The organism is Mariniphaga sp. (genome assembly GCF_041687215.1).
Taxonomy (GTDB): domain Bacteria; phylum Bacteroidota; class Bacteroidia; order Bacteroidales; family Prolixibacteraceae; genus Mariniphaga.
Map to the genome: position 1 here is coordinate 49636 of NZ_JAWLCI010000006.1, position 19790 is coordinate 69425.

The 19790-nt window shown below is 41.5% G+C and carries 17 protein-coding genes; all 17 read right to left on the minus strand.

What is annotated here, in order from left to right:
- Window positions 1-65 precede the first annotated feature (65 nt).
- Window positions 66-1388 (minus strand): cell envelope integrity protein CreD, encoded by a 1323-nt coding sequence (creD, locus tag ACESMA_RS04205; RefSeq protein WP_372947517.1) that lies wholly within the window; start codon window positions 1386-1388, stop codon window positions 66-68.
- A gap of 66 nt (window positions 1389-1454) precedes the next feature.
- The gene (locus ACESMA_RS04210) at window positions 1455-1751 is read right to left on the minus strand and encodes a winged helix-turn-helix domain-containing protein (protein WP_372947518.1); all 297 of its coding nucleotides are present in this window, start codon (window positions 1749-1751) and stop codon (window positions 1455-1457) included.
- A 4-nt stretch (window positions 1752-1755) separates the two neighbouring features.
- Window positions 1756-2376: a hypothetical protein gene (locus ACESMA_RS04215; protein ID WP_372947519.1), complete on the minus strand. Its 621-nt coding sequence runs from the start codon at window positions 2374-2376 to the stop codon at window positions 1756-1758.
- A gap of 115 nt (window positions 2377-2491) precedes the next feature.
- Entirely contained in the window at window positions 2492-4081 is a 1590-nt protein-coding gene (locus ACESMA_RS04220; RefSeq protein WP_372947520.1) for an arylsulfatase, read from the minus strand.
- Between the two features lie 47 nt (window positions 4082-4128).
- Window positions 4129-5394: a threonine ammonia-lyase gene (ilvA, locus tag ACESMA_RS04225; protein WP_372947521.1), complete on the minus strand. Its 1266-nt coding sequence runs from the start codon at window positions 5392-5394 to the stop codon at window positions 4129-4131.
- Window positions 5395-5553: 159 nt separating this feature from the next.
- Window positions 5554-6618, minus strand: coding sequence for a 3-isopropylmalate dehydrogenase (gene leuB / locus ACESMA_RS04230; protein ID WP_372947522.1), 1065 nt, complete (start codon window positions 6616-6618; stop codon window positions 5554-5556).
- A 105-nt stretch (window positions 6619-6723) separates the two neighbouring features.
- The gene (locus tag ACESMA_RS04235; protein ID WP_372947523.1) at window positions 6724-6915 is read right to left on the minus strand and encodes a DUF433 domain-containing protein; all 192 of its coding nucleotides are present in this window, start codon (window positions 6913-6915) and stop codon (window positions 6724-6726) included.
- 70 nt (window positions 6916-6985) lie between these two features.
- Window positions 6986-8572: an alpha-isopropylmalate synthase regulatory domain-containing protein gene (locus ACESMA_RS04240; protein ID WP_372947524.1), complete on the minus strand. Its 1587-nt coding sequence runs from the start codon at window positions 8570-8572 to the stop codon at window positions 6986-6988.
- A 17-nt stretch (window positions 8573-8589) separates the two neighbouring features.
- Entirely contained in the window at window positions 8590-9180 is a 591-nt protein-coding gene (gene leuD, locus ACESMA_RS04245; RefSeq protein WP_372947525.1) for a 3-isopropylmalate dehydratase small subunit, read from the minus strand.
- 35 nt (window positions 9181-9215) lie between these two features.
- Entirely contained in the window at window positions 9216-9566 is a 351-nt protein-coding gene (locus ACESMA_RS04250) for a four helix bundle protein (RefSeq protein ID WP_372947526.1), read from the minus strand.
- Window positions 9567-9624: 58 nt separating this feature from the next.
- Window positions 9625-11025, minus strand: a complete 1401-nt coding sequence (gene leuC / locus ACESMA_RS04255) for a 3-isopropylmalate dehydratase large subunit (protein ID WP_372947527.1) — start codon at window positions 11023-11025, stop codon at window positions 9625-9627.
- 74 nt (window positions 11026-11099) lie between these two features.
- On the minus strand, window positions 11100-12605 hold the full coding sequence (locus tag ACESMA_RS04260) for a 2-isopropylmalate synthase (RefSeq protein ID WP_372947528.1): 1506 nt from the start codon (window positions 12603-12605) through the stop codon (window positions 11100-11102).
- Between the two features lie 355 nt (window positions 12606-12960).
- Window positions 12961-14598, minus strand: coding sequence for an OstA-like protein (locus ACESMA_RS04265; RefSeq protein ID WP_372947529.1), 1638 nt, complete (start codon window positions 14596-14598; stop codon window positions 12961-12963).
- Window positions 14599-14664: 66 nt separating this feature from the next.
- Window positions 14665-15633: an AAA family ATPase gene (locus ACESMA_RS04270; protein WP_372947530.1), complete on the minus strand. Its 969-nt coding sequence runs from the start codon at window positions 15631-15633 to the stop codon at window positions 14665-14667.
- A gap of 33 nt (window positions 15634-15666) precedes the next feature.
- Window positions 15667-17025 (minus strand): peptidylprolyl isomerase, encoded by a 1359-nt coding sequence (locus tag ACESMA_RS04275; protein ID WP_372947531.1) that lies wholly within the window; start codon window positions 17023-17025, stop codon window positions 15667-15669.
- Window positions 17012-17890 carry a hypothetical protein gene (locus tag ACESMA_RS04280; protein ID WP_372947532.1) on the minus strand — a complete coding sequence of 293 codons (879 nt, stop codon included), beginning with the start codon at window positions 17888-17890 and terminating at the stop codon, window positions 17012-17014. The genes ACESMA_RS04275 and ACESMA_RS04280 overlap by 14 nt, the downstream gene beginning before the upstream one ends.
- Entirely contained in the window at window positions 17883-19781 is a 1899-nt protein-coding gene (locus tag ACESMA_RS04285) for a peptidylprolyl isomerase (RefSeq protein WP_372947533.1), read from the minus strand. The genes ACESMA_RS04280 and ACESMA_RS04285 overlap by 8 nt, the downstream gene beginning before the upstream one ends.
- Window positions 19782-19790 lie beyond the last annotated feature (9 nt).

The following is a 19790-nucleotide window of genomic DNA, read 5'->3' on the forward strand; positions in this document are numbered from 1 at the left end:
AAAATACCTTTTTCTCAACTTCCAGCTTCATGCTTCCGTCCGCTGACTTCCCACTTCCCACTTCCTTACTCACCGTACCAGTTTATTTTCCGTGTAATGAACATGGTGAGGGAAAGCACCACAAACAACCCAATGCTGCCGGCCAAAAGTGCGTAGGTTTCCAATTGCATCAACACGTAAATAAATCCGAAAGAGAATGTTAGAATCAGTGTTTGAATAAATGCATGAAGCCATGTTTTCAGAAAGGTGCGGGAATAAAGCAGTATCATTATCAAAACCGACAACGCTGAAATCAGGTAAGCCAGGTTGAATCCCAGTTGTTCGGAAATGGAAAGCAGCAGCAGGTAAAACACGAGCACTGCAAATCCCACCAGTATGTACTGAAACGGGTGAACCTTTTGTTTGGTAATGATTTCATTCAGAAAAAAAGAAAGGAAAACAAACAGGATGACCAGAATACCATATTTGGCTGCCCGCGAACTTTTCTGGTAATGGTCGGCAACCGTGACCAGTCTTACTCCAAAATCGGAATCGGTAACCCGGTATTCGTCGTTTTTCCACTGCTGAGGAAAGTTGCGGCTGAAGTTCAGCACTTTCCATTTTGCCGAGAAACCATCTTTATTAATGGTGTGGTCAGTTGGTAAAAAGTTGCCTGCAAACCCCGGGTCGTTCCAGCTCGATTGCAATGTTACTTCGGTAGTTTCGCCCAACGGCGCAAATTGTAAAGATTCAGAACCTTTCAGGTGAAGAAAAAAATGAAACCCGGTTGGAAAATTTTGAGCAGTGAGGTTGCTGAGCGGCAATGAAATTCCGGTTGGCCCCAGCAGTTGGTTTTCCATTCCGGGAGTAAAAGCAAAAACGGAGTCATTCCATGTAAAGGAAATTCGGTCGCTTATTCCGCGTAAATCACTAATAGCAACCTGTATTTTGGCCTGTTCCCACAATATATTTTCGGGCGGAATTTTCAATGCCTGAATTTCTGAATCATCAAATTTACCCGTAAAATTTATTTCCGACTCATAAACCACGGTTTCGTAAATGCTTCGTTTTCGTTTTTCTGGTAATATTTTTCCTTTGATATTTAGATTTTTGGGCAGTATGTAACATTCACGAATAACTTCCGATACACCGTTTCCATTTTTTTCAATACTGCGTTCGATGTACGGAATGGCAAGTACAGGCCCTCGAACGGTTTGGGCAAGCGACCACGATTGCATCACCTCTCTGGAGCTTTCTTCAGCCGTATGTTGCCGTTGCCCGATGAGCTCGAGTATCATAAATTTTGGTACGAGCAGGGCAATGGTAATTATGCCAATAATCAACACTTTAAGTGTAATTTGCCAGTTGATGGACTTTGGTTTGTTTTGCGACGATTCTTTCATTTCCATGTTTTTTCTGTTTTAAATTGTGTTAATCAAAGAACTTTGAAATTCAAAGTTTAAGTATAAAAAAAATTAAAGTTGTTTCAGTATCTCTTCAAGCGCCTTTAAATGATTTTCAAAAGCTTCGGCACCTTCGGGCGTTATTTCGTAACTGGTATTTGGCTTGCGGTTTTTAAACCGTTTAATAACAGCAATGTAACCGGCAGTTTCAAGCGATTTAATGTGGCTGGCCAAGTTGCCGTCGGTAACTTCGAGCACCTCTTTCAGTTGATTGAAGGAAGCTCGCGAGTTCACCGATAAAACCGACATAATTCCCAGCCGTATTTTGTTGTCGAATGCTTTATTCAGATTTTGAAAACTGTTTTTCACCCCGTTATTTGTTTGATTTGTATTCGTACCGGAAATACATTACCGTACCGTAAATGATATGAATTACACCAAAACCAAGTGCCCAGAATAGTAATCCCAGGGAAGGAAACAGAGCTGCCAAAATGCCCAGTGAAACCTGAATTAATCCCATAAAAAATATTTCCTGGCGGGTGAACTTGGCGGCATTAATCAGTGCTAAACCGTAAAAAATCAACGTTCCGGGCGCAGCCATTTCGTAAACGCCTTTAAAGATGAAGATCAGAATAAATATTCCTCCGGAAATTAAAGGTAATGCCAGGTTGATTAACATTAACCGCGAACCCGGATTCCAGATTCTTGTACCAGCCTTTTTTGCCCTGCGGTAAGTAAGCAGAATTACGGTTAACAAGGATAAAAACAGGATTATAGCAGCTAAATATATCAGGTCAAACACAACATTTGCACCTAATAACCAGCCAAATAATTTGTTTGAGTAAATAATACTTTCCGCCATAAATGCCCCCAGCAGAGCATAAATTCCAACAAGAACTCCCGATAAACCACTTAACGACAGGAATCGACTCGATTCTTCCATCATTTTTCGGATTTCTTTGATTTCAGCTAAGTAATTTTCTGTAGTTTTCATTCTTAAAAGTACTTTGAAATACAAAGTAAAAAATAATTCTTTACATTTCAACTATTGTACTTCAACTTTTTTAAATGAATTAAAAAAAAGGAGGGAACTAACAGGTACCAATCGTTTAATTTGCAGACTGTTTCAACTCTTCTTTTTTCTTCAGCCAATCATTCTCCAATTCCTGTACTTTTTCGGGAAATTCCTTTGCCAGGTTGTTAATTTCGGTTGGATCTTCTTTCAGATTGTACAATTCCCAGGATTCGTCGTTGGCTTTTACAATTTTGAAATCGCCCTGCCGGAACATGCGAAACCGGTCGGTCCAGCCCGACATAAAAAATTCCGGTTCGGTTCGTTCTTTTCCCAGCAAAATGGGCATAAGCGAACTTCCATGCATTGGTTGCGGGTTGATATTGCCCATTTTTTCCGGGTATTCCACTCCTGCTGCTTCCAGAAGGGTAGGAGCCACATCTACAATATGCCCTTGCTGGTGTGTGATTAAGCCCGATTTTATTTTTTCGGGCCAGCGCAAAATGAAATGGGTATTTGTTCCGCCTTCGTGCCCGTATTGTTTGAAATAGCGAAATGGTGTATTTCCGGCATTGGCCCAGGCTGCGCAGAGAGTTCGGAAACCTTCTGCGACTCCGGGCGGGAAGTCGAAATCGCGGTTGCTGTCGTATGGACACGATCCGTTGTCAGACATGTACACCACGATGGTATTATCGGCAATTCCGTTGTCATCCAGATACTTCAGCAACCTCCCAATATTTTGATCCATGCGGTCAACCATGGCAGCATACACGGCCATTTCCAGATCGAGTTCGTCTTTTTCCTGTTCGTTCAACTCTTCCCACGGCCGGTAAAGTGGAATTTTTTCCCGGCGTTCTTCATCACCTGCCGGATGGCCTCTGAATTTGTTCATGTTGGAACTGGGCGGACTTAAAAGCACATTTTCAGGAATTAATCCTATTTCTTTGAGACGTTGCATGCGTTCCTCGCGGATTTTATCCCATCCTTTTTTGTAGGTTCCGCGGTATTTGGCAATGTCTTCGGGCCGGGCCTGCAACGGGTAGTGTGCAGCACCATATCCCATAAAAAGAAAAAACGGCTGCCCTTTTTGTACCGGCTCTTCCAGCCAACGTAGTGCATTGTCTGTTAAAGCATCGGTTTTGAAAAACGGTTTTTGTTCGTGGTAAATTCCGTTCACATTTACTGTATCTCCATTTAGAACAAAAGGCCGAGCAAATTCTCCGGAAGGCGGTTCAAAAAATTCATTCATCGCCCAAAATGTCAGCGACTGGTCGGATACATTTTTGGCCAAAACATGCTCCGGTGCCCAATTCATCCAATGTTCTTTTCCCGAGTGAATGACGTAATAACCAGAATTTCTGAGAATCTGAGCAAAATTGACTGCGTTTTTACCTCCTTCGTATAAACCGGTAAACAGTGAGGAACGCGATGGTTCGCATTTCGACATGTTGTAAAAATTGGCAAAGCGTATTCCCTCATCAGCCAGTCGGTCGATGTTGGGCGTTTTTATTTCGGAGCCGAACGCACCCACATCGGAATAACCCACATCGTCACTTAAAATAAAAATGATATTGGGTTTTTCTGCTGCTTTTTTTTCGGCAGTTTTTTCCTGAATTTTTACCCAGGCAAAAAAGGTTGCAAAAATGACGATCGTAATGAGGAGAAGGTAAAGGAATACTTGTTTCATTTTTAAAAATTTAGTCAGGAACGAAAATACGGTTCTTTTTAGGAATTTCAAATGAGAAACTGGAACAAATCTGGTTTTTCGTTCAGATATTCATATACAAAACCATTTTCTTCCATGCGCTGGACCAGTCCGTTAAAATCCTCTTTTTTTTGCACTTCTATTCCAATTACAGCAGGGCCTTTTTCGCGGCTTGTTTTTTTGGAATATTCGAAATGGGTGATATCGTCGGTGGAGCCGAGCACCAAATCCACAAACGTGCGCAGTGCCCCGGCCCGCTGCGGAAAGCGAACAATGAAGTAATGTTTCAGTCCTTCGAAAAGCAGCGAACGTTCTTTGATTTCCTCCATGCGGGTAATGTCGTTGTTGCTGCCACTCACGATGCACACCACGTTTTTGCCTTTTATTTCATTTTTGAAAAGGTTCAGTGCAGCAATGGACAGCGCACCGGCCGGTTCCATTACAATAGCATCGTGGTTATAAAGTTCCAGAATTTTGGTGCAAACGCGGCCCTCGGGAATGGTTACCATCTGGTCAATAACTTTTTGGCAAACCGAAAAGGAAATTTCGCCCACTTTTTTCACGGCAGCGCCATCCACAAACTTGTCAATTTCGTTCAGTTCAACTACTTTTTCTGCTTCCAGCGATTTTTGCATGGACGGCGCTCCGGCCGGTTCAACGCCAATAATTTTGGTTTGAGGGCTCACCTGTTTAAAGTAAGCGCCCACTCCGGCAATTAATCCGCCACCACCAACCGGAATGAAAAGATAATCAATAGGTTCTTTCGTGTCCTGCAGAATTTCGAGGCCTACCGTAGCCTGCCCTTCAATAATCTGTTCGTCATCAAACGGGTGAATAAATGCCATTCCTGATTTCCGGCAATCATTCAAAGCTGCAGTTTCGGCGGCATCATACGTATCGCCAATTAAAATCACTTCCACATTTTCCTTTCCAAACATCTCAACCTGCCTGATTTTCTGTCGGGGAGTAGTAGCCGGCATATAAATTTTCCCTTTGATATTCAATTTGCTGCATGAAAAAGCCACACCCTGTGCATGGTTTCCGGCGCTGGCACAAACCACCCCTTTTTCCAAATCGGTTTTTGAAAGTTGAGCAATTTTATTGAAAGCCCCGCGGATTTTATAGGAACGAACGGTTTGCAAGTCTTCCCGCTTTAGCATAATATTGGCTTTAAACTCTCCCGAAAGATCTTGATTTTGCTGAAGGGGAGTGTGCAATGCCACTTCTTTCAAAGTAATTTTTGCGCGGGTGATGTCTTGAAGTTGTGGAAAATATGTGGTTTCCGCTTGTTTCATTTCGAAAATAATTTGTGCAAAGATAACGATAATCGAAAAGCAAAAGAGCCGTTCTGTTTGTCGGAAAAAGTTTACTTTGGTCTTTTCAGAAAATACAGAACACAAAAAACCTTCAAAGTTTTCGAAACTTTGAAGGTTTATTTCAGGGAAAAATACGATCTAATTTTTTTCAATCCAATGTGCTATCCAATCACCCACAGCAGAAGTTTTATATGCCTGTCCTTCGGCAATGTCTTCAGTTACAATTCTTTCTGTCAGGGAAGCTGCAACGGCATCGCGGATAATTTTTCCTTCATCCGGCAAGTTGAAAGCATATTCGAACATCATGGCCGCTGAAAGGATGGTGGCGATGGGATTGGCAATATCTTTACCGGCTGCCTGCGGGTAGGAGCCGTGAATGGGTTCAAACACAGAGGTAAAAATGCCGATGGAAGCTGATGGCAACAAGCCGAGCGAGCCGGTGATTACGCTGGCTTCGTCGGTGAGGATGTCACCAAACATATTTTCGGTAACCATTACATCGAAATTTTTCGGCCACTGTATGATTTGCATAGCGGCATTGTCCACAAACATGTATTCGGTTTGAATATCGGGATATTTGGGCGCCATTTCCTGGGCGATTTCCCGCCACAAACGGGAGCTTTCCAACACGTTGGCTTTGTCAACCACGGTTAGTTTTTTGCGGCGTTTCCCGGCAAATTCGTAGGCCAGTTTCAGGATGCGTTCAATTTCTTCGCGGGTGTAGGTGTTGGTGTCGAAAGCGGTGTTTCCGTTGTCTTTGCGGCCTTTTTCGCCAAAATAAATGCCACCGGTGAGTTCGCGGATGCAGACAAAATCGGCACCTTCCACCAATTCGCGGCGCAGGGGCGATTTGTGCAAAAGCGATTCAAACGTTTCCACCGGACGGATGTTGGCATACAATCCCAATTTTTTGCGCATGGCCAGCAAACCCTGTTCCGGGCGCACCGGTGCTTTCGGATTGTTATCGAACTTCGGGTCGCCTATGGCGCCGAACAGCACGGCATCTGCATTCATACACAACTGGTGCGTTTCTTCGGGGTAGGGGTCGCCCACCTGGTCGATGGCGGTGGCACCGGTTAATCCGTATTCGTATTCCAGTTCGTGGTTAAATTTAGCCGCCACAGCTTTTACCGCTTTCATGGCCTGTTCAATGATTTCCGGTCCTATGCCGTCGCCGGGAAGTATGGCAATTTTTAATTTCATTTTATATTATATAGATTTTTTGACATTGAGATTTGAGTATTAAGACAAGAAAAAACAAACATAAAATAATTCTATTATTTCGATTTAATAGTATTTTCGAATAAACTAAATATTGTAATTCAAACTGGCTAAAATATCTTCTTTTTCCAATTCCGGGTGATCTGCAAGAATTTCATCGGTTGTCATTCCAGATCCGAGCATGTCAATAATTACTTCAACCGGCCATCTCATTCCCCTGATACATGGCTTTCCATGGCAGATTTCCGGGTTTGTGGTAATTCTTTCCAGGTAACTCATTTTATTTGTTTTACTACAAATTTAGTCAATTTATATAAATCAGAATTTTACAGAAAAGTGATTTTTTAAATCAGCTATTTTCTATGTTAACTAATTCTTCCAGTTTTTCAGGATTGAATTCATTTTCAATCATATTCAACATTCGTATGGTTGCTTTAATAGCCGCTGCATTTTGGTCTGAGTCGAGGCCTTTGGTTTTAAATTCACGTTTTCCTTTCCAGGTGATAACGGTTTCAACCAAAGCATCGGTTCTGCCACCGGGAGGAATTGTAACCACGTAATCGCCCAATATTGGAAGAGGTTTTTTCAGGCGTTTGTAAATTTTCCTAACTGCCTTGGCAAAAGCGTTAAACTGGCCATCTCCATCGCTGAATTCTTCGTAAACTTTTCCATCAATTTCGAGGGCCACATTGGCTACCGGACGCAAACCCATGGTATGATTTACCGAGTAATTAACAACTTTTATTTTTTGTTCCATATATTCGTTTTCCAATACATCGGCAACAATGTACGGCAAATCATCGTTTGTTATGGTCTCTTTTTCGTCGGCCAGTTCAATAATGCGGTTGGTCACTTTTTTTAGCGATTCGGCATCCAATTCAATTCCCAAATCTTCCAGGTTCTTTTTAATGTTGGCTTTTCCTGAAGTTTTCCCAAGTGCATATTGTCTGATTCTGCCAAAACGTTCGGGAAGCAGGTCGTTAAAATAGAGGTTGTTTTTATTGTCGCCATCTGCATGAATTCCACTGCATTGCGTAAATACAAACTCTCCGATTAAAGGTTTATTCGTTGGAATTCTGATTCCCGAAAATGTTTCAACTAATTTTGAAACCTTATTTAACTGGCTTTCATTTACATTGGTTTTCATTTTCAGGTGGTCTTTAATAGTTGCAATCACACTCGAAAGCGGTGCGTTTCCAGCTCTTTCACCCAAACCATTTACTGTGGTGTGTACACAACGAATACCCGCTTTTATGGCATGAAAAACATTGGCAATAGCCAAATCGTAATCGTTATGTGCATGAAAATCAAATTCAACCCCGGGATAGGTTTCAATCATTTCTTTGCAGAAATCGTAGGTTTCGTCAGGGTCAAGAATCCCCAACGTATCGGGTAGCATAATACGTTCAATTCTTTCATCTTTCAGGTTCGAAATCATAAAATGAACGTAATCTTTTGAATTGCGCATTCCGTTCGACCAGTCTTCCAGGTAAATATTTACATCGATTCCCATTTCCTGTGCGTATGCCAACACTTTTTTAATGTCGGCTATATGTTCTTCCGGGGTTTTTCGTAATTGTTCGGTAACATGTTTATACGAACCTTTGCAAAGCAAATTAACCACTTTCCCTCCAGCATCAGCAATCCATTGTAAGGAAATATTTCCATCAACAAAACCAAGTACTTCCACTCTTTTGAGGAGGCCTTTTTCTGCTGCCCATTTCATAACGCGTTGGGTTCCTTTAAATTCGCCTTCAGAAACCCTTGCCGAAGCAATTTCAATACGATCGACTTTTACATCTTCGAGCAGAACTTTGGCGACACTTAATTTTTCAGTTTCGCTAAACGAAACGCCCGAAGTTTGTTCGCCATCGCGCAGGGTAGTGTCCATTATTGTGAGGCACTTCCCTTCTATTTCAACTGTTTTGCCTGTCATTTTTTTCTTTCTAAAATTTACCTTGCAGCTTCAAATGCTGCAATATCATCTTTCATTTCCACCAGATAGTCGATGTCGTCGAGACCATTCTGGAGACAGTGTTTTTTATATGGATTAATTTCGAATTCTTCCGATTCGCCGGTTTCCAGAATGGTAAATGTTTGTTTTTCCAAATCAGTTTCGAACTCAGTTTCCGGATTTTTTTCGATAGCATCGAATATTTTTTGCAGGAATTCGGACGAAACAACAACCGGAAGCAGCCCGGTGTTCAGCGCGTTGTTCTTAAAAATATCTGCAAAAAAGCTGGAAACCACTACCCGGAAACCATAATCGTAAATGGCCCAGGTGGCATGTTCGCGGCTGGAACCGCTGCCGAAGTTTTTTCCGGCAACCAGAATTTTTCCTGAAAATTTCGAATCATTCAGCGGGAAATCCGCTTTCGGACTGCCATCTTTATTGTAACGCCAATCGCGAAACAGGTTGTCTCCAAATCCTTTGCGCTCAACGGCCTTTAAAAACCTGGCCGGAATAATCTGGTCGGTGTCCACGTTTTCGACCGGAAGCGGAACTGCCGGCGAAGTTATTTTTGAAAACTTGTCGTATGCCATGTAATTTATTATTTATGAATGATTATTTTAAAGAACTAACGGGTTTGAATTGTCTTTCTTGACGAAATAAATATTGCTATTAATTCTTTTGCTTCCTTCATTAATGGTTGTGCAATTTTAGGAGTGGTTAAACCTTCATCGAGTGCAAATTCTACCCAAAAATCACATTCGTCCGATTCTTCTAATACAACTGATAATTTTGCAGCAAAAGCCGGTGTTGAATGAGCTAAAAGAACAGCTCTGTAGTTGACTGCAACAGAGGATGCACATCTAATTAATTGGCCTTCAATATGGGTTCCTAGTTTATTTTTAGGAAGTGATGAAGCAAATTTTACACATTGATGCGCAAACAGTTTCGTTCTTTTTTTAAGTTCATATTTATCCATAACTGATGGTTTTTATGCGTAAATAATCAATAATCACTAATTATTAATCATTAAAAAATCACAGTAACTCTCTCGGGTCGGTAATTACCCCGGTAACTGCTGCTGCTGCTGCGGTGAGCGGACTGGCGAGCATAGTGCGGGCGCCCGGTCCCTGGCGGCCTTCAAAATTCCGGTTGGTAGTAGAAACTGCATATTTTCCTTCAGGTATTTTATCTTCATTCATAGCCAGACAGGCAGAACATCCGGGTTGACGCAGTTCAAAACCGGCAGTTTCCAAAATTTCAACCAGACCTTCAGCACGAATTTGTTTTTCTACTTTTTGTGAACCCGGCACCAGCCATGCTGTTACATTGTCCGCTTTTTTGCGACCTTTCACAAATCCTGCAAATGCCCGGAAGTCTTCAATACGGCCATTGGTGCAGCTTCCCACAAAAACGTAATCTACTTTTTTGCCCAGCATGGGTTCACCTTCGTGGTACCCCATGTATTGCAACGATTTCAGAAAAGTGTTTTTGTCGCTTCCCTGCATACCATTTGTTGTAGGAATATTTTGAGTAATTCCAACCCCCATGCCCGGGTTGGTTCCATAGGTAATCATGGGTTCAATATCATCGGCACTGAATGAATATTCGGTATCGAAAACAGCACCTTCGTCGCTTTTCAGTTCATTCCAGTGGGCTACAGCATTTTTCCATGCTTCACCTTTAGGGGCGTACTGCCGTCCTTTTACATAATTGATGGTGGTTTCGTCGGGTGCAATCATTCCGCCACGCGCACCGCTTTCAATGCTCAGGTTGCAAAGTGTCATGCGGCCTTCCATGGAAAGACTGGTGATGGCCGAACCTGCATATTCGATAAAATGGCCGGTACCACCACTGGTTGAAATTTGTGAAATGATGTAAAGCGCAATATCTTTTGCCGTTACACCTTTTTTCAATTCACCGTTTACCGTGATGCGCATTTTTTTGGGTTTGGGTTGCATAATGCATTGGCTGGCCAAGACCATTTCCACCTCGCTGGTGCCAATTCCGAATGCAATGGTTCCGAAAGCGCCGTGAGTGGAAGTGTGACTGTCGCCGCAAACAATTGTCATTCCCGGCTGGGTAAGACCAAGTTCGGGGCCGATGATGTGCACAATCCCGTGACCGTCACTTTGCAAATCATGGTAAGTGATTCCATGCTCTGCGCAGTTTCTTTTCAGCATTTCCACCTGGTTGCGCGACAATTCGTCCATAATGGTAAGATGCTGGTTTTCGGTGGGAACGTTGTGGTCGGGTGTGGCTGTGGTCATGTCGGGCCTGAATACTTTCAATCCCCGTGTTTTCAATCCCAAAAATGCAACCGGGCTGGTTACTTCGTGAATCAGATGCCGATCGATATACAACACATTGGGACCGCCTTCCACTTCTTTTACCACATGTGCATCCCAGATTTTATCAAACAATGTTTTCTTTTCCATATAATGAACTCTTATTGAGTGCTTAAATCTTTAAACTCGAAAATTTTAACTTTAAACTCTGAACTACAAACTCTTTACTGCGCCACCGGCAATTTATTCACTGCATCGAGAAAAGCTTCCACCGAAGCTGTAACAATATCGGTATGCGCTCCAAACCCATGGAAAATACCATCGTTGTATTCAATTTGCATGTGTACTTTTCCAATATCATCACTTCCACGAGTAATCGCTTGCACCAAAAATTCTTCAATAGTAACCTGGCGGTGGATAATTTGTTTAACCGCTTTTATGGCTGCATCCACCGGGCCATTTCCTGACGAGGTTGCCTCGAATTTTTCGCCTGAAATATCGAGCCTTACAATAGCCATTGGTGTAAGACTTTTTCCGGTAACTACCTGTAAAAAGTCGAGTTTTATGCGGCGTTCCTGACGAGTGGCATCGCCAACCAGCAAAGCAATATCGTCGTCGCGAATGTCTTTTTTCTTGTCGGCCAGTTTAAGGAATTGTTCGTAAACTTCATCCAGTTTTTCTTTGGTAAGTTCGAATCCCAGCAATTCCAACCTGTGCTTCAGTGCGGCTCGTCCGCTGCGCGCGGTCAACAAAATCGAAGATTCATTGATTCCCACATCTGCCGGGTCCATAATTTCGTAATTTTCGCGGTGTTTCAATACGCCATCCTGGTGAATTCCAGACGAGTGTGCAAAAGCATTTCGACCAACCACTGCTTTGTTAGGCTGCACAGGCATGTTCATCAATCGTGAAACCAACCGGCTGGTGTTGTAAATGTTTTTTGTGTTTATACCTGTGTCAATGCCTAAAACGGCATACCGGCTTTTCAGTGTCATAACCACTTCTTCCAGCGAAGTATTGCCTGCCCGTTCGCCAATTCCGTTAATGGTAACCTCGGCCTGACGGGCGCCGTTCATAATTCCTGAAATGGTGTTGGCTGTGGCCATGCCCAAATCGTTGTGGCAATGAGTAGAAATAACTGCTTTATGAATGCCATTAACATTTTCAACCAGGAATTTAATTTTTTCTCCAAATTCGTTTGGCAGCGTATAGCCAGTTGTATCGGGAATATTTACAACTGTGGCGCCGGCTTTAATTACAGCTTCAATCACTTTTGCCAAATATTCATTATCGGTTCGTCCGGCATCTTCGGCGTAGAACTCCACATCTTCCACATATTTTTTGGCATATTTTACAGCCGCTACAGCCCGCTCAATTATTTCTTCAGGATTTGAATTGAGTTTATATTTGATGTGAAATGGTGAAGTACCGATTCCGGTGTGAATGCGGCCTTTTTTCGCATATTTTAGCGATTCGGCTGCTACGTCGATATCTTTTTGAACTGCGCGGGTGAGGGCACAAATGGTTGGCCATGAAACCGCTTTTGAAATTTCTACTACCGATTCGAAATCGCCCGGGCTTGAAATAGGAAATCCGGCTTCAATAATATCTACGCCCAAATCCTGCAAGGCCTTTGCAACCTCAATCTTTTCAACCGTATTCAACTGACATCCCGGAACCTGCTCTCCGTCCCGCAAGGTGGTGTCGAAAATGAAAAGTCTGTCACTCATGTTTTTTATTTTAAGAATTGTTATTTCCTTTTATGAAAAAAGCCATCCTCTTTATCTGAGAATGGCCTATTCCGTTTCTTGTTTTATTATTAACAACACACCATTCTCATTTCTTCTTAATTAGAAGAATAATACCAATAATTAGGCTGAGAAGTGCTATGTTGTTTTGTAAATTCATTCCTTTTATCTTACGATTTGCTGCAAATATTAGAATATTTTTTTAAAATGAAAACAAATAACCTCTTTTTATTAATAAAAATTAATAAACAGATTGTTTTGTCTGATTTTAACCGGTAAGAATTAATTTTGGGTCCGTAAGAAAGATTTTTTTTCAGGAATTTCTGTGAATGAAGAATTACTCATTTTCTTCGAGAATTTCTGCATTTTCTGTTTCAGGAGCGGGGAGGGGTTGTTTAGGTTTAAACACATCATGCCGGGATAACGGGCGCAAATGAACTTTCCAGTCGAAACCTGACAGAGTTTTTTCTTCCTCAGTAAGCGCAAACAGAGGTTTCAAAACACCTTCAGGATTTTGAAAAAAGGAAATACCGAAAATTTTTCCTTCCCGGAAACGAATGGAAATACGGCTGCTTTCCACCCGGTTCAAACCAATAATTTCCTCATCTTGCCGGGCATAGTAAAGCGTTTGTCCGTTGCCGTCAACATTAATTCTGTTGAGTTCGTTGTTAATCACAAAGCCAGTCATCAATTTTCCCTTGATTTGATCAAATCGCCCCGAATCTAATTTCGAAATGATAAAGCCATTATTTCTGAGGTGGAGCTCGTCGGGTGAATCGGTATTTTGTTTCATTTCAATCTGGTCGGCACTTAACTGGTGCGCTTCTGACCAAATTACCGGATTATTGTATAATTGTACTAATGAGTCTTTGGTAAAGTAAACCAACGAATCGCAGACTCCCTGTAAATCATTACGGTAAAAACGGGTACCATACCAGGCCAGAATTATTTTTTCACCGTCAACCGTATCGGGTACCGTTCGAAGCGTATCAGCATGCAAAAATAAAGTATCACTTTCTGAATACATCATAAACAGAGCCGAGTCAGTAACGGTGGCAATTTCCAGCTTGTCGTTGTAATCTGATGTATTTCCGGTAACAATAACTTTGTTTTCAAAATCTTCCATGTGCACATTTCCCAGAGCTTTTCCATTGCCGTCGGCTTCGTTGTATTTAATGTAGTTGGCTTTTAACTGTTGGGTTTCATTATATACCAACGGATTTTTTAACAATTCGGCTTCGCCGGTTTTGGTGTCGTACCATCCATCTTCTGCATACAGGGTGTTTGAAGAATCGCGAATGGTAGTGGGGCCAACAATAAATAGCCTTCCGGTTTCGGTATTGTAATAGAGTGTATCGCTTGTGAGTGTATAATTGTCATTATACGCCTCCACATTTTGGTAAAAATGAACCAGGTCATTGTCAATAAAATATTTACCAATTACACTTGTTAGAATGTTGGTGCTGTCCACAATTTTTCCGTTATCCTCATAATATCCGATATTGGCGGCCATATCATATTGAAGTGTATCAGTAAACAGCGTTGTATTTTTATTTTCAAGTCTGACATCCTGATAAGCCATTGCTTCCCGGATATCACCGTTGTAATAAATTTTCCGGGCGTATAAATTCATGGTGTCACCCTGGTTTATGCGAACGTTTCCAAAAGCATCTACACGGTTGGTGCCTGTGTATGTATATGCACTGTCGCACCACATCAAAACATCCTGGTGCCTGATGCGTACATTTCCTACCAGGCGTTGTGCATTTGGTGCAATATTTTCGTCAGCTTCCAGGTAATCGGCCTGTTCAATCTCCACTCGTTTTTTCTCCTGTCCAAAAGAATAGCCGGGGAAAAATAAAAAAAACAAAACAAACACAAACAGCATGTTTGCAATGCTGAAAATACGCTGGCAGCGAGCCAATTTCCGGGAAATAAGACCAGCGCTTGTTTTATTTTTTAATTTGAAAATCAATATTTTTTAGTTGATGTTTCAATGGATTGTAAATCCGAATTGTAAATAAAATATCCGAAACTGAAATCAGAGCAGTTTATTGATGATTTCTTCCACTGAAATATTTTCAGCCTCAGCTTTGTAGTTTTTAATAATCCGGTGTCTGAGAATGGAAGGCGCCACGGCTTTAACGTCTTCAATGTCAGGTGAATATTTGCCATGAAGTGCAGCATGTGTTTTTGCTCCTACAACCAGGTATTGCGATGCCCTTGGTCCGGCACCCCATTTCAGGTACTGGTTGGAAACTTCTGCGGCCATTCCATTTCCAGGCCGGGTTTTGGCAGCCAGGGTAACGGCATAGTTCAACACGTTGTCATTAATTGGTATTTTCCTGATGATGTCCTGAAAATAAATGATTTCCTCACGCGAAATTACCGCATTTAAATCGAACTGAAGTGTAGAGGTTGTATTTTTAACAATGGTAATTTCGTCTTCGTATTTTGGATAATCGAGCCAAACCGAAAACATAAACCTGTCGAGCTGGGCTTCGGGAAGTGGATAGGTTCCTTCCTGTTCGATTGGGTTTTGCGTTGCCAGCACAAAAAACGGGCTATCGAGTTCAAAACGTTGTCCTGCAGCAGTTACCGAACGCTCTTGCATAGCTTCAAGCAAGGCCGACTGCGTTTTGGGTGGAGTACGGTTAATTTCGTCGGCAAGAATGATATTGGAAAACAACGGGCCCTGGATAAATTTGAACTGACGCTCTTTATCCAGAATTTCAGTTCCAATAATATCAGAAGGCATTAAATCTGGTGTAAACTGAATACGGTTGTATTTTAGTCCCAGAATTTTGGCAATTGTGGTTACCAGCAGGGTTTTTGCCAGCCCGGGCACGCCAATGAGCAAAACATGTCCGCGACTGAAAAGGGATACTAAAACCTGAGTAACTATTTCGTCCTGGCCGTAAATAACTTTGGTAATTTCGTTTAGTAATTCTCCGTATTTATTGCGCAATGCATCAAGCGCCTCCACATCATTTTTAAAACTTTTTTCCATATAAATTATTCCTTTTAAAAGGGGATTTTGGAATTATTTCATCCAGTTGTCGAACTCAAAATTGCAATTGGCATAGGTTTCATCAATTCTGATGTAGGTTTGAGCCTGTTTGTCATCAATCCATTTCTGCAGCGCTTTTTCCCTTTTTTTAGCCAGAAACAAGTCGGCCAGATGCTGATAATCGTTTTGCAGATTGGCTTTATGCCCTTCTGTTTTATCGATAAGTTTTACAATGGTGTAAACCGATTGTCTGGTTTCGGGGTCAATGGTTTCAAAAGGATCTGATATTTCATTGATTTTAAGGTTTGAAATAACCTTACTGATGTTTCCTTCCAGTTCTTCAACGGTAAATTTCGATGAAAGGGTATTCGGATTTATAGCTAATCCGCCGTTATTCCGGGTATTTTTATCGGATGAAAACCGGGCTGCAGCCTGTGCAAATGTAATTTCTTCTTTACGAATTAAATTGGATAGACTGTCTAACCGGTTAACAGCCAATTCTTTTGCTTCAACAGAAACCTTTGGGGTCATTAAAATATGGCGGGTGTTCACTTTGTCTGCCCGCCTGTCAATGAGTTGAATGATGTGGTACCCAAATTCACTTTCAACCACGTTGGAAATTTTATCGCCTTTCAGGTTAAAAGCTGCTGCAGCATATTCCGGGTCGAGTTGAGCACGACCCTGATATCCAATTTCGCCACCGTTGTTTGCTGAAGGACCTTCGGAATACATAACGGCCATTGCTGCAAAACTGGAACCAGCCTCAATCCGTCTTTTAATTTCGCGCAGCTCGGCTTTAACCCGGTTTTCTTCTTCCAGTTCAATTTCCGGGCGCATGGTAATCTGGGCATATTCATATTGAGTAGGAATCATCGGAATTTCATCTTCAGACAAACCGCGGTAAAACTGCCGCACCTCTGATGGTGTAACGGTAATGTCCTGAACGATTTTATTCCGCATTTGGGAACTCATAAGCTGATCCCTGATTACCTGCCTCATTTCGGCCCTGATGTCAGCAATGGGTTTTTTAAAGAAGTTTTCCACTGCTCTTTCCGAGCCAAAGTGGGCAACGTACATTTGAATTTGGCCGTCCATTTGCTGGTTAACCTGACTGGCGGTAACTTCAATAAGTGTATCGAGTTCGGCTTCGGCAACAAGCAATTTGTCGATTAGGAAATTTTCGAGGATTTCGCATTTCATGTCTCCGTCGGAGGTAACTCCCTGGGCTTGCTGGTCCATGTACATTTTTTCGATGTCAGATTTTAGTACAATGTTTCCACCCACCACGGCAACAATCTGATCCACAACCTGATCCTGTGCAAACAAATTACCGGTTATAAAGATGGATAACAATGCAATAAATCCTATTTTCAATACTTTATTCTGTTTCATCTGTTTCTGAATTATATATTTTAAAACTGTTTTTATTTCTGCCTTCCTGAAATATATTGTCCTCAACTTTTTTCAGAAAAGATATTTTTCTGCGGTTCAAAATTAAACTTTTAATGTTATCTGCCACATATTCTACCGGCGCCTGTTCGTTTCTCAGCATATAATCCTGAATAGCAACCAGGTAATAATAGCTGGAATCGGTATGTTCAACGAATTGGTTTCTACTCAAAAACTGTTCCGGGTTATCAACCGAAATTGGAAGATTCTGCATCACGGCATCGAGTTCAACCCACTGGTCGGTATAAATACCGAAACTTTTGGCGTATTGAATACAATAATCCCTTATCTCATTGATTCCAGGAGCGGAGGTGTCACTGGTTAGTTCTTTTAACATGGACGGATTGGCAAAATCGGCCGGCACTTTCATAAAAACAGCTTTAACAATTGCTTTTGTCAACTTGAAATTTTGCGCGTTTTCCGTATAATAATTCTGAATTTCAGAATCGCTGACAACCGTGTCCATTCGCTGGGCCATCAACTCGTTTTTGTACCTGAAAATAATTAACGATTTTCGGTATTCTTCAAGTTCGCGTGTTACGTTTTTTAATTCGGTAGAAAGGTTTTCCTCGGCTTTTTGCAGAATAAGTTCCTGACGCACCCATTTTCTGATATAATCTTCGGCCATAGCGGCACTGTCTTCCGGCTCCAGGTTATTTGGAATAACTGATGCAACTTCAGAAAATAACAGTCTTTTACCACCCACCTCAGCAACAACTTTGTCGTTTGCTGGCATGTTTGGATTGCAGCCAAAAATAAGTGTGGCAGCTAAAATCAGGATACTGTATTTAAAAAATGACTTAAACATGCGGTATCGATTTCAGCATTTTTTTGTTCACTTTTACTTTGTACTTTTTACGCAGTTCTTTTAACCAGTTACTTTCCAAAAAGTTCTGGTATTCTGAAATGTATAACCCGCGGGCCTCATCCAAAGTTTTAGGTTCGGGCGGAATTAAATCGCCTCTGATAAAGGTCAGTTCGGGATTTAATCCTGATGGTTTTGGCCCGTCCCAAACGTAATAATCAACCGTTGAATTTGTACCTTTTTCCCAGGCGCCAGATTCTGTTTTAATGGCCTGTTCCTCCGCGTTTAATAAATCTTCAATTTCCTGCACCGGCATTTCTGCTTCAAAATATTTTTCAGCTTCTTCTCTGGTTTCTGAATTTTTGCAGGTTATTATTAATCCTTTAAACCGTTCTTCCCAATTAAATTTTGCTTTGTTTTTCTGATAAAAATTCTGAAGTCCCAAGGTGTCTTCGGCTGCAAATTTCCAAATTTTTTCTTCCATAATATTGAAAAGCAGCAAACCATCGTGGTATTCCTGCATTAAATACCTGAACTCCGGATATTTTTTTTCAAGCTGGGCATCTTCGTATGCAATAATTTCGGCACTAACCCAGTCATCAAAGTGGTTGGAGTATTTTCCGTTGGAAATATTTTTGTTTTGAAGGTATTTATTAAAATCATTCTGTGAATATTTTTTTTCACCAAATGAGAACAAGTGCAGGTTTTCCTGTTCGTTTTCATTCACATTTAACGAGATAATTTTTTCAATATTCCCGCTAATTTCTTCAAAACTATATTCATTCTTTAATTTTTCAATAAACACTTTTCGGGTGCTGTTGCTGCGTTCGGGGTCGCGTTTAATTCGTGCTTCAATGTCGGCACGCACTTCCTCAAGCGGTGGAACAGGCTTTTGCCCGGTTTTTTTTATAATATGAAATCCGAATGAAGTTTCAACTGGTTTTGAAATGTCGCCAATGTTTTGCAAAGCAAATGCAGGTTCTGAAAATTCGGGAATCATCCGTCCGGCTGAGAACCAAGGCATCTCACCTCCCTGTGCTGCCGAACGTTTGTCGTCGGAATATTTTTTGGCCATTTCGCCGAAATCCGCTCCGTTAACTATTTCATGGTAAACAGAATCAATTTCGGATTTTAGCTGGCTTTTATCAAAATCAGGTTCACCCTGCGGAAACATTTTCATGATATGCGAAACCTGAATTTCACCCTGGTTTTCACGAACATCGTGAACTTTAACAAGGTGGTATCCGAACGAAGTACGAAAAGGTTCTGAAATTTCACCTACGGGTGTGGTGAAAGCTGCATTCTCGAAAGGTGTAACCATTTGAAAAGCAGTAAAATAACCGAGTTTTCCGCCATTGGTTTTTGCCGAAGGGTCTTCGCTGTATGCTGTTGCAGCTTCATTAAAATCCCGGCCATTCATAATTTCTTCCCGAATTGTTTTGATTTTAGCCAGAACTTCCTGCTCTTGTTCAGGGGCGGCATTTTCAGGCAATCTAAGAAGAATATGACTGGCGTTTACTTCGGTTTTCATCCGCTGGTAAAGTTCTTCAATCAGCTTTTCATCGTACTGCATATCGGTTAGGTAAGGGGCCGCCAACTCCTTCCGGTATCCTGCCAGTTCTTCCCTGAAAGCCTGAATGGTATCCATTTTCAGGTTCATGGCTTCCACTACTTTCAGCTTAAAATCAATGTACATGTCCAGGTAATCTTTTGGCGATTTAACATCTGATTGTTCCAAAAGATTTTGATTGTTTTTCCGGTAAATGCGTTCAAATTCCTGCCGGGTTATTTCAGTTTTGTCAATAGTAATCAACACATCATTTTTTTGTGCTTTAACCAAATTGAAAAATGAAATTGTTCCCAGCAAAACAAGTAACGAAATTGTCCCTTTCATACTACAAAA

What these genes read in the sequence shown, in the direction of transcription:
- ACESMA_RS04270 (WP_372947530.1), bottom strand. Translation starts at nt 15,633, where the DNA reads ATGGAAAAAAGTTTTAAAAATGATGTGGAGGCGCTTGATGCATTGCGC.
- ACESMA_RS04240 (WP_372947524.1), bottom strand. Translation starts at nt 8,572, where the DNA reads ATGACAGGCAAAACAGTTGAAATAGAAGGGAAGTGCCTCACAATAATG.
- ACESMA_RS04220 (WP_372947520.1), bottom strand. Translation starts at nt 4,081, where the DNA reads ATGAAACAAGTATTCCTTTACCTTCTCCTCATTACGATCGTCATTTTT.
- ACESMA_RS04285 (WP_372947533.1), bottom strand. Translation starts at nt 19,781, where the DNA reads ATGAAAGGGACAATTTCGTTACTTGTTTTGCTGGGAACAATTTCATTT.
- ACESMA_RS04260 (WP_372947528.1), bottom strand. Translation starts at nt 12,605, where the DNA reads ATGAGTGACAGACTTTTCATTTTCGACACCACCTTGCGGGACGGAGAG.
- ACESMA_RS04250 (WP_372947526.1), bottom strand. Translation starts at nt 9,566, where the DNA reads ATGGATAAATATGAACTTAAAAAAAGAACGAAACTGTTTGCGCATCAA.
- leuB (WP_372947522.1), bottom strand. Translation starts at nt 6,618, where the DNA reads ATGAAATTAAAAATTGCCATACTTCCCGGCGACGGCATAGGACCGGAA.
- creD (WP_372947517.1), bottom strand. Translation starts at nt 1,388, where the DNA reads ATGGAAATGAAAGAATCGTCGCAAAACAAACCAAAGTCCATCAACTGG.
- leuC (WP_372947527.1), bottom strand. Translation starts at nt 11,025, where the DNA reads ATGGAAAAGAAAACATTGTTTGATAAAATCTGGGATGCACATGTGGTA.
- leuD (WP_372947525.1), bottom strand. Translation starts at nt 9,180, where the DNA reads ATGGCATACGACAAGTTTTCAAAAATAACTTCGCCGGCAGTTCCGCTT.
- ACESMA_RS04275 (WP_372947531.1), bottom strand. Translation starts at nt 17,025, where the DNA reads ATGAAACAGAATAAAGTATTGAAAATAGGATTTATTGCATTGTTATCC.
- ACESMA_RS04280 (WP_372947532.1), bottom strand. Translation starts at nt 17,890, where the DNA reads ATGTTTAAGTCATTTTTTAAATACAGTATCCTGATTTTAGCTGCCACA.
- ACESMA_RS04215 (WP_372947519.1), bottom strand. Translation starts at nt 2,376, where the DNA reads ATGAAAACTACAGAAAATTACTTAGCTGAAATCAAAGAAATCCGAAAA.
- ilvA (WP_372947521.1), bottom strand. Translation starts at nt 5,394, where the DNA reads ATGAAACAAGCGGAAACCACATATTTTCCACAACTTCAAGACATCACC.
- ACESMA_RS04235 (WP_372947523.1), bottom strand. Translation starts at nt 6,915, where the DNA reads ATGAGTTACCTGGAAAGAATTACCACAAACCCGGAAATCTGCCATGGA.